Source organism: Cytobacillus solani, assembly GCF_001420595.1.
Lineage (GTDB): Bacteria > Bacillota > Bacilli > Bacillales > Cytobacillaceae > Cytobacillus > Cytobacillus solani.
Genome location: NZ_LJIX01000006.1, coordinates 3,705,680 through 3,720,018, shown reverse-complemented (window position 1 = coordinate 3,720,018; position 14,339 = coordinate 3,705,680). Strand labels below are relative to the sequence as shown.

Genomic DNA, 14,339 nt, shown 5'->3' with positions numbered 1-14,339 from the left:
GTTTTTTTAAGCCTAATCATTAATAACTTTTTTAAGTAAATCGTCATATTCATATGGCGATTTTTTATATATGTTTAATTTCCATATAAGCGTTTAGGCTTATTCTAATTGTCATGTAATCCTCATTATATTATAATAGGAGCGAACAGTTTGAATGTTCGAAAAATTTATTTAGTATAAAGGAGGGACTACAATGTTAGAACAAAAGCCATGGCTTAAAAATTATCCGGACGAAATCCCCTCAACTTTGAATTATATAAAGCAATCCGTCCAGGATTATTTAAAAAAGGCTGCAGATGAGCATCCGAATAAAATCGCTATTCACTTTATGGGTAAGGAATATACCTTTAGTGAAATCTATGAATCTGCATTGAAATTTGCTGGGTATCTACAAGAAATGGGAATTGAAAAAGGCGATCGGGTAGCCATTATGCTGCCGAATATGCCGGCTGCAGTGATAAGCTATTATGGAATATTAATGGCTGGAGGAGTGGTTGTTCAAACGAATCCGCTTTATATGGAACGTGAACTTGAATACCAAATGAAAGATTCAGGTGCAAAGGCAATCATCACAATGGATATATTATTTCCGCGTGTAACAAAAGTGATGGCTCAAACGGATTTGCAGCATGTAATTGTAACCGCTATCAAAGACTTCCTCCCCTTTCCAAAAAACTTGATCTATCCATTTATTCAAAAAAAGCAGTATGGAATAGTTGTGAACGTTAAGCATGAAGGCAATCATCATTTATTAACTGAAATATTAAAGCATCCAAATCGAAAGCTAAAGGAGTATGACTTTGATTTCGAAGAGGATTTAGCCTTATTACAATACACTGGGGGGACAACAGGTTTTCCAAAAGGTGTGATGCTTACTCATCGAAATCTTGTTTCGAATGCTGCCATGTGCCGTGCGTGGTTGTATAAAACAACACCAGGACAGGAAGTTGTATTGGGGATTTTACCGTTCTTCCATGTATACGGGATGACCACCGTTTTAATTTTGTCCGTGATGGATGCTAATAAAATGGTATTGCTCCCGAAATTCGATGCTGAGACGACACTTAAAACGATTCAAAAACAGCGGCCAACATTATTTCCTGGAGCACCAACCATCTATATTGGTCTATTGAACCATCCAGATTTGAAAAAGTATGACCTATCATCGATTGATTCATGTATTAGCGGCTCGGCGGCACTGCCAGTTGAAGTCCAGCAAAAATTTGAAGAAGTGACTGGCGGAAAGCTTGTTGAAGGGTACGGGCTAACAGAATCCTCTCCTGTTACACATGCAAACTTCCTTTGGGATCGCCCACGTGTAAAAGGAAGCATTGGCGTGCCATGGCCGGATACAGATGCTGCTATTTTTTCAATGGAAACAGGTGAGCAATTGCCGCCAGGTGAAGTAGGAGAAATAGCTGTTAAAGGCCCGCAAGTTATGAAAGGGTATTGGAATCGCCCAGATGATACGGCAGATACATTAAGGGATGGCTGGCTCCTAACAGGCGATCTTGGTTATATGGATGAAAGCGGATATTTCTATGTTGTTGATCGGAAGAAAGATATGATTATTGCTGGGGGCTACAATATTTATCCTCGAGAAATAGAAGAGGTTCTTTATGAACATCCAGCAGTACAGGAAGTTGTTGCAGCTGGTGTACCAGACCCTTATCGGGGAGAAACAGTTAAAGCTTATATTGTTTTGAAAGATGGGGCGACTGTTAGTGAGGAAGAGCTAAATAAATTTGCTAGAAAGCATCTTGCTGCGTTTAAGGCACCTAGAATTTATGAATTTCGTGATGAGCTTCCGAAAACAGCGGTTGGCAAAATTCTGAGAAGAGCATTAGTGGATGAAGATAAAAAGAAGATTCAAGCTGAACAAGAAAAACGGGCTTAATCCAGAGACCGATTTATCGGCTCTTTATTTTCGAACTTATTAGCTTGTCCGTATTCTCTACAGTAGTTATTCTAAATGAAGTCGGTTATAATAATATTTATCCCGTAATTTCTTGACAGAAATGAATAGTGCCATTATTATAAAAATATGAATGATGATTCATTCATTATCAAAAATGCTCCATATATACACATCAAAGTAATAGCTTGAAATTGTCAAAGATAAGAAAGTAAATAATTTTTGTCTTTGGGAGTTGTCTAGCTTCAGCGCCTATCACCTATCAAACTTCAGGTCCCCTCCCTACGATAAGTCAACATCGGTTCGCTCTCGCTCACCGTGTTTCCTTTATCGAAAGAACCGGCCCTTCCAGTTTGTACGGTGATGACCAAGGCGCTTGCGCATTTCTTGGAGGAGGGAAAGTTTGAAAAAGAATAAACCGAAATATCGCCAAATCATTGATGCGGCTGTCATTGTTATCGCAGAAAATGGCTACCACCAGGCTCAAGTTTCAAAAATTGCTAAACAGGCTGGTGTAGCTGATGGAACCATCTACTTATATTTCAAGAATAAAGAAGATATATTAATCTCTCTCTTTCAAGAAAAAATGGGTAATTTTGTAGAAATGGCAGAAGAGAAAATTGTAGGGACAGAATCTGCTGCCGAGAAATTGCGAATGATTGTAGAAACACATTTTCAAATTCTTTCAGATGACAGGCATCTGGCAATTGTCACTCAATTAGAGCTGCGACAATCAAACATAGATCTCCGTCATAAAATAAATGAAGTGCTAAAAGGGTATCTTGCCTTAATCGAACAAATTTTAATGAATGGAAAAGAAAGCGGCGAATTTTCTTCCACTCTTGATATAAGGTTGGCTAGGCAGATGATTTTTGGTACGATGGACGAGACAGCTACCACATGGGTGATGAATGATCAAAAGTATGACATCACAGCTTTAGCAGACCCGGTTCACAAGTTACTTCTTAATGGGTTCATGAGGAGCTAGCACAGTCAGCCAAAAAGGGGGATGGAAATGGAATTTTTAAATTGGTCTTATCAGGATATGGTTGCAACGATTACGATTAACAGACCGCCTGCAAACGCTCTTTCATCAGGCGTGTTAAAGGAATTATCTGCTGTACTTGATGAAGTAGAATCAAATGATGAGATTCGAGTGGTTTTGATTCAGGGTGAGGGCCGATTCTTTTCTGCAGGAGCTGATATTAAGGAATTCACTACAATTGAAACGGGCGATGCATTCGCTAAATTGTCTACATATGGGCAAGACCTTTTTGAACGAATGGAAAGATTTCCAAAGCCTATTATTGCAGCCATTCATGGGGCCGCTCTTGGCGGTGGTTTAGAGCTTGCAATGGGATGCCATTTCAGGCTAGTTGCGGATAATGCAAAGCTAGGATTGCCAGAGCTGCAGCTAGGACTAATACCTGGATTTGCTGGGACTCAGCGTTTGCCTCGATATGTCGGTGCTGCAAGAGCTGCTGAAATGCTGTTTACGAGTGAGCCGATCACAGGACTAGAGGCTGTTCAATACGGATTAGCCAACCATGCGTATCCGGAAAGCGAGCTTTTAGAAAATGCTTATAAATTGGCAAAGAAAATTGCCAAGAAAAGCCCTGTTTCTATTAAAGCTGCAATCGAACTATTAAATTATTCCAAAACAGACAAGTTCCTAGATGGGGTCAAAAAGGAAGCAGAGCTCTTTGGAGAAGTGTTCGTTTCTAATGATGGAAAAGAAGGAATCTCAGCTTTTATCGAAAAAAGAGAACCGAAGTTTACAGGCAAATAGAAATTGCATGAATATTCGTTTTCAAAGAACTAGTTATCTATTATAATAGTTTGTAAAGGGAGATTCTTATCTCTTTTTATGCAATAAATTATCATAATCTTTTGAAGTGGTGAAATGTTTCTATTTGTCACTTACTAGCTTCTAGAACCTAGGGGTATCTATTTACTGCCTCTGGTGAAGGGCTTCCACTTTTTATAATTAGGAGGGAAATCATGAACATCTATGTTTTAATGAAAAGAACCTTTGATACAGAGGAAAAAATCACGATTTCAGGTGGGCAAATAAATGAAGATGGTGCAGAATTTATTATTAATCCGTATGATGAATATGCAATAGAAGAAGCAATCCAAGTGCGTGATGCACAAGGTGGAGAAGTTACTGTTGTTTCTGTAGGGAATGAAGAAACAGAAAAGCAGCTGCGAACGGCATTAGCAATGGGAGCAGATAAAGCCGTTTTAATTAATACAGAAGATGATTTAGATTATGGAGATCAATTTACGACTGCGAAAATTCTATCTGAATATTTAAAGGATAAGGATGCTGACTTAATCATTGCAGGTAATGTTGCAATTGATGGCGGTTCTGGCCAAGTTGGACCACGAGTAGCAGAGCTTCTGAATATCCCTTATGTAACGACAATTACGAAGCTGGATATTGCTGGAAGCAATGCAACAGTTGTACGTGACGTAGAGGGAGATTCTGAAGTTATTGAAACAACTCTTCCACTTTTAGTTACTGCACAACAAGGATTAAATGAACCTCGTTATCCTTCACTTCCGGGGATTATGAAAGCGAAGAAAAAGCCGCTTGATGAACTTGAGCTTGATGATCTTGATCTTGAAGAAGCTGATGTAGAAGCAAAAACAAAAACAATTGAAATCTATTTGCCGCCAAAGAAAGAAGCAGGGAAGGTGCTTGAAGGCGAGCTTGCTGATCAAGTAAAAGAACTCGTGAATCTTCTTCATACAGAAGCGAAAGTAGTCTGATCGAATATTCAAGAATATGAACGCAGGGGGTAAAACTCGAATGGCTAGAAAAATTATCGTATTAGGTGAGGTCCGTGATGGATCATTGCGTAATGTATCTTTTGAAGCAGTAGCAGCAGCAAAAATAGCATCAGAAGGCGGAGAAGTTGTCGGTGTTCTAATTGGCGATTCTGTAAGCGCTTTATCCGGAGAGTTAATCCACTATGGTGCGGATCGTGTAATTACAGTTGAAGATGAAAAATTAAAGCAATATACACCAGACGGATACTCACAAGCATTGATGGCAATTGTTGATGCTGAAAGTCCAGAAGGTCTAGTATTCGGTCATACATCATTAGGCAAGGACCTTGCTCCTAAAGTTGCGGCGAAATTAAATTCAGGCTTAATTTCTGATGTTACCGGCTTAGAAGTTGCTGGCGGAAATTTAGTTTTTACTAGACCAATTTACTCTGGTAAAGCTTTTGAGAAGAAAATCGTTACAGATGGTTTAGTTTTTGCAACGATTCGTCCCAATAATATTAGCCCATTAGAAAAAGACGAATCTAGAACTGGAGAGGCATCTTCTCTATCAGTTGATATTAAAGATCTTCGTACCGTTATTAAAGAGGTTGTGCGCAAAGCAAGTGAAGGCGTTGATTTATCCGAAGCAAAAGTAATTATCGCCGGTGGACGTGGAGTGAAGAGTGAAGAAGGATTTGAACCATTAAAAGAGCTTGCAAAAGTTTTAAATGGTGCTGTTGGCGCCTCTCGTGGAGCGTGTGATGCGGATTATTGCGATTACTCCTTACAGATTGGCCAAACAGGAAAAGTAGTTACTCCTGATCTTTATATTGCATGTGGAATTTCAGGTGCGATTCAGCATCTTGCAGGAATGTCTAATTCTAAAGTAATTGTTGCCATCAATAAAGATCCAGAAGCAAATATCTTTAAAGTAGCTGATTATGGAATTGTCGGCGATTTATTTGAAGTTGTACCGATGCTAACAGAAGAGTTTCGAAAAATATTAGTAAATGCTTAATAACAATACGGGCGGCCTGTGCCGCTCGTTTTCTTCATTACGTAGGGCTTTGCTATTGTTCTGCATATTAAAAAGGCTTTAAGGGGACATTACAATTTGAAGCAAATAGATAGCATCATTACATAAACGATGATATACTGTCGTTAGAATTTGAGTAGAATTTTTTAGGAGGAAATAAATATGGCAATTACAAATGTGACAGATCAAACTTTTACTAATGAAACGGCTTCAGGCGCAGTGCTTGTAGATTTCTGGGCTCCATGGTGTGGACCATGTAAAATGATCGCTCCAGTATTAGAAGAAGTGGATGCTGAAATGGGTGATAAAGTAAAAATCGTTAAGCTTGATGTGGATGAAAATCAAGAAACAGCAGCTAAATATGGTGTGATGAGTATTCCAACTTTACTAGTTCTTAAAGACGGAGAAGTTGTGGATAAGGTTGTTGGCTTCCAGCCGAAAGAAGCACTTGTTGAACTTCTTAGCAAACATGCGTAAATAAATAAGGTTGTTTTTGTAAATTTGCAGAGTTGATTGGAGCGGAGGGCACTTGACTCCTGCGGAGGGAGCGGGAGACCCCGCAGACGCAAAGCGTCGAGGAGGCTCCCGTTCCTCCCCGCGGAAAGCAAGTGCCCGTAGCGGAAATCAACGGGCTAAATTCATTAACAAAAACAACAATCTATTGGAAAAGAGCATAAAAAAAAATAATTAAAATCCTCGGCTTTATTTAAGCCGGGGATTTTTGTATGATCAATTTAGGAATATCCTCGGGAGGTGACATCGGATGAATGAAATTATAAAAAATAAATTAATGCTCCTGCCTGATCAGCCGGGCTGTTATTTAATGAAAGACCGTCAAGGGACGATCATTTATGTTGGGAAAGCAAAAGTATTAAAAAATCGAGTCCGCTCTTATTTTACAGGATCACACGACGGGAAGACATTAAGGCTTGTAAATGAAATTGAAGACCTCGAATATATTGTAACCTCCTCCAATATGGAAGCACTCATTCTTGAAATGAATTTAATTAAAAAATATGATCCGAAATATAATGTTATGCTTAAGGATGATAAAAGCTATCCTTTTATTAAATTAACAGCAGAGAGGCATCCGCGCCTGATTACAACAAGAAAAGTAAAAAAAGATAAAGGGAAATATTTCGGTCCTTATCCAAATGTACAAGCAGCAAATGAGACGAAGAAGCTATTAGATCGGATTTATCCATTAAGGAAATGTACAACCTTGCCTGACCGAGTTTGCCTATATTACCATTTAGGACAATGTCTCGCACCATGTGTGAACGAGGTAGGCGAACAGGAATATAAACAGATGGTTGATGAGATTACAAAGTTTCTTAACGGGGGCTATAAGGATATTAAAAAGGATTTAACAGAGAAGATGACGGCAGCTGCTGAAGAGCTGGATTTTGAAAGGGCAAAGGAATTTCGAGATAAGATTGCTCATATTGATGCGACAATGGAAAAACAAAAGATTACTTCTACAGATATGACTGATCGTGATGTGTTTGGTTATGCGGTCGACAAAGGATGGATGTGTGTACAAGTTTTCTTTATTAGACAGGGGAAATTAATCGAGCGTGATGTATCGATGTTTCCGATCCATAATGAGCCAGAAGAAGAAATGTTGACCTTTCTTGGTCAATTTTACTCAAAAGCCAACCATTTTAAGCCACGTGAAATCTTGGTTCCAGACTCCATCAATGCTGAAATGGCAGCAGAATTTTTGGAGGTTAAAGTTTTAGTCCCTCAGCGTGGACAGAAAAAAGAATTGGTAAAGCTTGCATATAAAAATGCGAAGATAGCATTGAAGGAGAAGTTCTCTCTAATTGAGCGTGATGAGGATCGAACGATTAAGGCGGTAGAAAGCCTAGGTCAGCAGCTTGGAATTTATACCCCGCACCGAATTGAGGCATTTGATAATTCCAATATTCAAGGAACAGATCCAGTTTCTGCGATGATTGTTTTTATCGACGGCAAACCAGAAAAAAGGGAATATCGAAAATACAAAATAAAATCTGTCCAAGGTCCTGATGATTATGAATCTATGAGGGAGGTTGTTCGCAGGCGTTATACACGTGTGCTGAAGGAAGGCTTGGCTCTCCCGGATTTAATCATTATTGATGGAGGCAAAGGGCATGTTGAAGCGGTAAGAGATATACTAGAAAATGAGCTGAATCTAGATATTCCTATTTCAGGACTAGTTAAGGATGAGAAGCATCGGACATCCCAGCTCCTATACGGAAATCCGCTTGCAATCATTCCATTGGCACGAAACAGCCAGGAATTTTATTTGCTGCAAAGGATTCAAGATGAAGTACATCGTTTTGCAATCACCTTCCATAGACAGCTTCGTGGAAAAAGTGCATTTCAATCGATGCTTGATGATATCCCGGGAATTGGCGAAAAACGAAAAAAACAGCTGTTAAAAACGTTTGGATCTATAAAGAAAATGAAAGAAGCAACGATCGAAGAGTTCACACAAATTGGCATTCCGGTAAATGTAGCGGAGGAATTAATGAAAAAATTGCAAGAATAGTATTGTTTGAAAAAAATGAATATGCTATAATTACTGAAAATTTAATATCACTTTATAACGTTAAAGTGAAGGTAGAGGTGCAAACTTCATAAGTAAAGGCTTGGAGAAGAATGAGCTTCAATGAAAAGCTTTGAAAGGGAATGTTTGCCGAAGTGAAGAAAGTCTCATCGCTTTCTTTGCTGGTTTTGCATTTAATAAATGCAAGATTGTCAAGATAATTAATATCTTGGAGAGCTATCTCACTGTGTGCACGTATGTCTTTTTATACGGGTGACTCACAGCAATGGGATAGATTCTCATTGCTTTTTTCTATGCCCAAAATTCATTCGTACTAAATAGTTTTTAGAGGATGAGTATAAGTAAGAAGAAATCAGCCACAAGAAAAGGCAGAGAGAGGGAATAAAGTGGGAGTAATCGTGCAGAAATTTGGTGGAACCTCAGTAGGAGATGCTAAGAAAATTCAAGGCGTGGCAAGTCGGGTAATCGAGGAAAGAGAAAAAGGAAACAATGTTGTTGTCGTCGTATCAGCAATGGGAAAATCGACTGATCATCTCGTTGATCTCGCAAAAGGAATTTCTTCACAGCCGAGCAGAAGAGAAATGGACATGCTTTTAACAACTGGGGAGCAGATCACCATTTCATTATTAGCAATGGCATTAACAGAAAGAGGGTATCCAGCTATATCTCTCACTGGCTGGCAGGCAGGAATTAAGACAGAGCCTGTTCATGGGAATGCTAGAATAATAGGTATAAATACAGAAAAAGTAGAAAAAGAACTGGCAGAGGGGACAATTGTTGTTGTGGCTGGATTCCAGGGAATAACGGAGGAAGGGGCTATTTCAACCCTAGGCAGAGGCGGGTCTGATACAACTGCTGTAGCTTTGGCTGCGGCACTTAATGCGGATAAATGTGAAATATTCACGGATGTGACTGGTGTTTTTACAACAGATCCCCGCTATGTTAAAGATGCAAGAAAGCTTTTGGCGGTATCATATGACGAAATGCTAGAGCTTGCCCATTTAGGTGCAGGTGTTTTACATCCAAGAGCAGTTGAGTTTGCCAAAAACTATCAAATACTGTTAGAAGTCAGGTCAAGTATAGAAAAAGAAGCAGGTACGATTATTGAGGAGGAAGCGGCAATGGAACAAAATTTAGTAGTACGGGGAGTAGCCTTTGAAGATAATATTACGAGAGTAACTGTTATTGGCATGCCGAATTCCTTAACAGGGCTATCTGTAATTTTTACTGAATTAGCCAAAAATCATATAAATGTAGATATTATTATACAGAGCACACTAGCAGAACAATTGACTAACTTATCTTTTTCAATTAAAAATGAAGATTTGGCAGAAACGATTCATGTACTAGAAGACAGTAAGAAGAAGCTGAATTATGAACGGATAGAATCAGAGGCTGGACTTGCCAAAGTATCGATTGTGGGGTCAGGAATGGTTTCAAACCCAGGGGTAGCAGCTGAAATGTTTGAAGTATTGGCGGAGAATAATATTGCTGTTAAAATGGTCAGCACCTCTGAGATCAAGGTATCTACGGTCATAGAGCATGAAGAAATGATTCATGCAGTTGAAGTATTGCATGAGGCCTTTCAGCTTTCAGGTTCTCCAGTTATATCCTAGTAAAAAAGCTTTCAAGCATTCGAATGCTTGAAAGCTTTTTACATGAATGATTATTTAGGGCTGAATGGTATCCTTTTTATCCCACTTAACGGTAAAGTATATTTTTCCCTTTTTCTTTTTATTAGGATGTTCAAATGCCTCACAGATTACTTCTTTTTGGAGTTCAATCTGCTGTGCAATAAATCCAGCTTCGAGCTGAAAAGTAGATTCACTGTTTTCCCTGCAGCGCTGTTTAATTAATGGGCTGAATAATTCCAGCTCCATTTCATTTTTTGACTCTTTAATGATCGTTAGGCTGCCCCAAGCTGCTTGTTGAAAAAACGCTGAAATTTCATCAAAAGTTTCCATAGGATATTTACGTGCAAGTCTTTTTCCTGCCCAGTATAAAATCTCTGGTGCATCATCTCCTAATAATTCATGCAAAAGAACTTCCCGAATGAGTTCATAACCGAATACGGGAACGGTTTCAGTTGTATTTTCAAGTGTCATGATTTCAGATGCTGATTCGCTCAAACTTGATTCCCCTCTTTCTAGTATTCTTCTATTATATACAAAACAGATGAAAATTAGACATTTATTCAGGGAAAAAAGGTTATTTTTGCTCAAGGAAATTATTGCTATATTAATATAAATAGCCATGATAGTGGCTTATTGAAAAATAAGGGTTTTTATTTTTATTTTGCAATACCAATATATTTTAATAATTTTATTTTTTATGAACATTTTATGTAATCGTTTCCTTGACGCTCTATGGTGTTGAGAGTAAAATGGACATGTCACATAATTGTAAGAAAATGCAGTAACATTTTTATGGTGATGTTTAGGTGGAATAATTTAATACTTATTTTTCAAAAAATGAAAAATGATACCTTGACATCTTTAAAATCTAGGGGGGTAAAACATGGCGGGAAATCGAGAGTTTTTTAATCGCAGATTGCATTCATTACTTGGTGTTATTCCGATTGGCTTGTTTTTAATTCAGCATCTTGTAGTGAATCATTTTGCAACAGGAGGAGAAGAGTCGTTTAACAAAGCGGCTGGTTTCATGGAACATCTTCCGTTCCGAATTATTTTAGAGACTTTTATTATCTTCCTTCCAATATTATTTCATGCAATTTACGGCCTATATATTGCTTTTACTGCAAAAAATAATGCGAGCAGATTTGGCTTCTTCCGTAACTGGATGTTTTTACTTCAACGTGTAACTGGAGTTATAACCCTTATATTTATTGTTTGGCATGTTTGGCAGACTCGTGTGCAGGCAGCCTTTGGAGCAGAAGTAAACTTTCAAATGATGGAGAATATCTTGTCTAATCCATTTATGCTATGGTTCTACATTATTTGTGTTGTGTCGGCAATTTTCCACTTTGCAAACGGGCTTTGGTCTTTCTGCGTTAGCTGGGGGATTACGATTTCACCACGCTCTCAATTAATTTCAACATATGTAACAATGGGTATTTTTGTGGCCCTTTCAATTGTGGGAATTCGTGCGATTTTTGCATTTGTTTAATAGAAAATTAAAAACTATCAAACTCAGTTCGGTTCTTTGATAAAGTTTGGATTTACTAAGTATTAGGGAGTGAGTCACAATGGGTAAAGGTAAGGTTATCGTTGTCGGCGGTGGTCTAGCTGGCTTAATGGCAACAATTAAAGTTGCAGAAACAGGGACTCCGGTTGAATTATTTTCTTTAGTGCCGGTTAAACGATCTCACTCTGTTTGTGCCCAAGGGGGTATTAACGGAGCGGTAAATACAAAAGGAGAAGGCGATTCACCATGGATTCATTTTGACGATACAATCTATGGCGGAGACTTCTTAGCCAATCAGCCTCCTGTTAAAGCAATGGCAGAAGCGGCACCAGGAATTATTCACTTATTGGATCGTATGGGAGTTATGTTTAACCGTACGCCTGAAGGATTACTTGACTTCCGCCGTTTCGGAGGTACACAGCATCACCGTACAGCGTTTGCAGGTGCAACAACTGGTCAGCAATTGCTTTATGCGTTGGACGAGCAGGTGCGCCGTCATGAAGTTTCGGGATTAGTAACAAAGTATGAGGGCTGGGAATTTCTAGGTGCGGTTGTTGATGAAGAAGGCATTTGCCGCGGAGTTGTTGCGCAGAACCTAATTTCGATGGAGATTAAATCATTTGCGGGCGATGCGGTGATTATGGCGACGGGTGGCCCTGGAATTATCTTTGGAAAATCAACGAACTCTGTAATCAATACTGGTTCTGCGGCATCTATTGTTTATCAGCAAGGCGTCTATTATGCGAATGGTGAGTTCATTCAAATTCACCCGACAGCGATTCCTGGGGATGACAAGCTTCGTTTAATGAGTGAATCAGCTCGTGGTGAAGGTGGCCGTATTTGGACATATAAGGACGGAAAACCATGGTATTTCTTAGAAGAGAAGTATCCTGCTTACGGAAACCTTGTTCCTCGTGATATTGCAACACGTGAAATCTTCGATGTTTGTGTGAGTCAGAAGTTAGGGATTAATGGGGAAAACATGGTTTACCTTGATCTCTCTCATAAAGATCCTCATGAACTAGATGTGAAACTTGGCGGAATTATTGAAATTTATGAAAAGTTTACTGGCGATGACCCACGTAAGCTTCCAATGAAAATATTCCCTGCTGTCCACTATTCAATGGGCGGTCTGTGGGTAGATTATGATCAAATGACAAATATTCCAGGATTATTTGCTGCTGGAGAATGTGATTATTCTCAGCACGGTGCAAACCGCCTTGGTGCAAACTCATTGCTTTCAGCTATTTTCGGAGGAATGGTAGCTGGTCCAAAGGCATTGGAATACATGGCAGGTCTTAATAAGCGAGCTGAAGATGTTTCTTCTTCTGTATTTGACGGTTTTGTTAAGCAGGAAGAAGATAAATGGAATAAGATTATGTCAATGAACGGAACTGAAAATGCTTACGTTCTTCATAAAGAGCTTGGCGAATGGATGACTGACAATGTGACAGTTGTACGACATAATGACAGACTTCTTAAAACAGATGAAAAAATTGTTGAGTTATTGGAGCGTTACCAGAATATTAACATTAATGATACATCAAAATGGAGCAATCAAGGTGCATTCTTTACGCGTCAGCTGCAAAACATGCTTCAATTGGCACGTGTTATTACAATTGGTGCTTATAACCGTAATGAAAGCCGTGGGGCTCATTACAAGCCAGAATTCCCTAAACGTAACGATGAAGAGTTCTTAAAAACAACGATGGCAAAGTTCGTTGATGCTAACTCTGCTCCGGCCTTCCATTATGAAGAGGTCGATACTGGCATGATCAAACCACGTGAACGTGACTATACAAAAAAACATTAATAGAAAGGGAGAGTAATGATGAGTGACAAAAAAACAGTTCGCTTTATAATAACTCGTCAAGATAATCCAGATTCTGCCCCTTACCAACAAGAGTTCGAACTTGATTATCGTCCGAATATGAACGTCATCTCAGCGTTAATGGAAATCAGACGTAACCCGGTAGATGTGAAAGGAAATCAAACAGCTCCTGTTTCATGGGATATGAACTGTCTTGAGGAAGTTTGCGGTGCCTGCTCAATGGTAATCAATGGCAAGCCTCGTCAATCCTGTACAGCTCTTGTAGACCAGCTTGAGCAGCCAATCCGCTTAGAACCAATGCGTACCTTCCCTGTTGTCCGTGACTTGCAGGTTGATAGAAGCCGCATGTTTGATTCCTTGAAAAAGGTAAAGGCTTGGATTCCTATTGACGGAACATATGACCTTGGTCCGGGACCACGTATGCCTGAGCCGAAGCGTCAATGGGCATATGAATTATCAAAATGTATGACATGTGGCGTATGTTTAGAAGCATGTCCGAATGTAAATAGCAAAACAAACTTTATGGGACCAGCTGTCTTTAACCAAGTCCGCTTATTCAATGCACACCCAACTGGCGCAATGAATAAGGCAGAACGTTTAAACGCCTTTATGGATGATGGCGGTATGCAAGGCTGCGGTAACTCACAAAACTGTGTACAATCGTGTCCAAAAGGGATTCCAATTACAACTTCCATCGCGGCAGTCAACCGTGATGCCACATTGCAATCATTCAAGAACTTCTTTGGAAGCGATCAGGTTTAATATTAGAAATACCCCGCTCTTTATTAAGAGTGGGGTATTTTTGTATCAACAATGTTGGCCAAGTATCTTGGTTGACTGTAGCGGAAGGTGCGAGACTCCTGCGGGAGGAGTGGGACAGGTGAGACTCCGCAGGAGCGTTGTGCTCCGAGGAGGCTCAGCGCCCACCCCGCGGAAAGCGAGCAACCTGTAGCGGAAGTCAACACCTGCCTATTAGATTTAATTAGCAATTATTTCAGTGAAATTAATGAAAGGTCTAATAATAGGAGACTCTACTTTTCAAATAATTCAAATTAAACTATAATAAATATAATGAATGGTGATT

At 39.3% G+C, this 14,339-nt stretch carries 12 protein-coding genes and 1 riboswitch; of the genes, 11 read left to right on the top strand and 1 reads right to left on the bottom strand.

The features are described from left to right. Nucleotides 1–193 precede the first annotated feature (193 nt). The 8 genes from AN957_RS20505 (at nt 194) to AN957_RS20470 (ending at nt 9,896) form a co-directional block, all read left to right on the top strand. On the top strand, nt 194–1,897 hold the full coding sequence (locus AN957_RS20505; RefSeq protein WP_056685927.1) for a long-chain-fatty-acid--CoA ligase: 1,704 nt from the start codon (nt 194–196) through the stop codon (nt 1,895–1,897). Nucleotides 1,898–2,318: 421 nt separating this feature from the next. Then, nucleotides 2,319–2,903, top strand: coding sequence for a fatty acid metabolism transcriptional regulator FadR (locus AN957_RS20500; RefSeq protein ID WP_053477230.1), 585 nt, complete (start codon nt 2,319–2,321; stop codon nt 2,901–2,903). Nucleotides 2,904–2,930: 27 nt separating this feature from the next. Further along, a complete protein-coding gene (locus AN957_RS20495; RefSeq protein WP_053477229.1) occupies nt 2,931–3,704 on the top strand; it encodes an enoyl-CoA hydratase in 774 nt (257 codons plus the stop codon). A 212-nt stretch (nt 3,705–3,916) separates the two neighbouring features. Beyond that, nucleotides 3,917–4,690, top strand: coding sequence for an electron transfer flavoprotein subunit beta/FixA family protein (locus tag AN957_RS20490; RefSeq protein WP_053477228.1), 774 nt, complete (start codon nt 3,917–3,919; stop codon nt 4,688–4,690). A gap of 40 nt (nt 4,691–4,730) precedes the next feature. Then, nucleotides 4,731–5,708 carry an electron transfer flavoprotein subunit alpha/FixB family protein gene (locus AN957_RS20485; protein ID WP_053477227.1) on the top strand — a complete coding sequence of 326 codons (978 nt, stop codon included), beginning with the start codon at nt 4,731–4,733 and terminating at the stop codon, nt 5,706–5,708. Between the two features lie 180 nt (nt 5,709–5,888). Continuing rightward, nucleotides 5,889–6,203, top strand: coding sequence for a thioredoxin (gene trxA / locus AN957_RS20480; RefSeq protein WP_053477226.1), 315 nt, complete (start codon nt 5,889–5,891; stop codon nt 6,201–6,203). A gap of 286 nt (nt 6,204–6,489) precedes the next feature. Beyond that, complete coding sequence (uvrC, locus tag AN957_RS20475) at nt 6,490–8,262, top strand: excinuclease ABC subunit UvrC (RefSeq protein WP_053477225.1); 1,773 nt, start codon at nt 6,490–6,492, stop codon at nt 8,260–8,262. A 64-nt stretch (nt 8,263–8,326) separates the two neighbouring features. Beyond that, a riboswitch (Lysine riboswitch) is annotated at nt 8,327–8,507 on the top strand. A gap of 159 nt (nt 8,508–8,666) precedes the next feature. Then, nucleotides 8,667–9,896, top strand: coding sequence for an aspartate kinase (locus AN957_RS20470; RefSeq protein ID WP_053477224.1), 1,230 nt, complete (start codon nt 8,667–8,669; stop codon nt 9,894–9,896). A gap of 54 nt (nt 9,897–9,950) precedes the next feature. Here the strand turns inward: AN957_RS20470 and AN957_RS20465 are convergent, their stop codons facing one another. Then, entirely contained in the window at nt 9,951–10,409 is a 459-nt protein-coding gene (locus AN957_RS20465; RefSeq protein WP_053477223.1) for a YslB family protein, read from the bottom strand. Nucleotides 10,410–10,797: 388 nt separating this feature from the next. Here AN957_RS20465 and AN957_RS20460 point away from each other — a divergent pair, with 388 nt between their 5' ends. The 3 genes from AN957_RS20460 to sdhB all read left to right on the top strand — a co-directional run bounded on the left by AN957_RS20460 (nt 10,798) and on the right by sdhB (nt 14,017). Continuing rightward, on the top strand, nt 10,798–11,406 hold the full coding sequence (locus tag AN957_RS20460; RefSeq protein ID WP_053477222.1) for a succinate dehydrogenase cytochrome b558 subunit: 609 nt from the start codon (nt 10,798–10,800) through the stop codon (nt 11,404–11,406). Between the two features lie 79 nt (nt 11,407–11,485). Further along, nucleotides 11,486–13,237: a succinate dehydrogenase flavoprotein subunit gene (gene sdhA, locus AN957_RS20455; protein WP_056685924.1), complete on the top strand. Its 1,752-nt coding sequence runs from the start codon at nt 11,486–11,488 to the stop codon at nt 13,235–13,237. An 18-nt stretch (nt 13,238–13,255) separates the two neighbouring features. Then, nucleotides 13,256–14,017, top strand: coding sequence for a succinate dehydrogenase iron-sulfur subunit (gene sdhB / locus AN957_RS20450; protein ID WP_053477220.1), 762 nt, complete (start codon nt 13,256–13,258; stop codon nt 14,015–14,017). Nucleotides 14,018–14,339 lie beyond the last annotated feature (322 nt).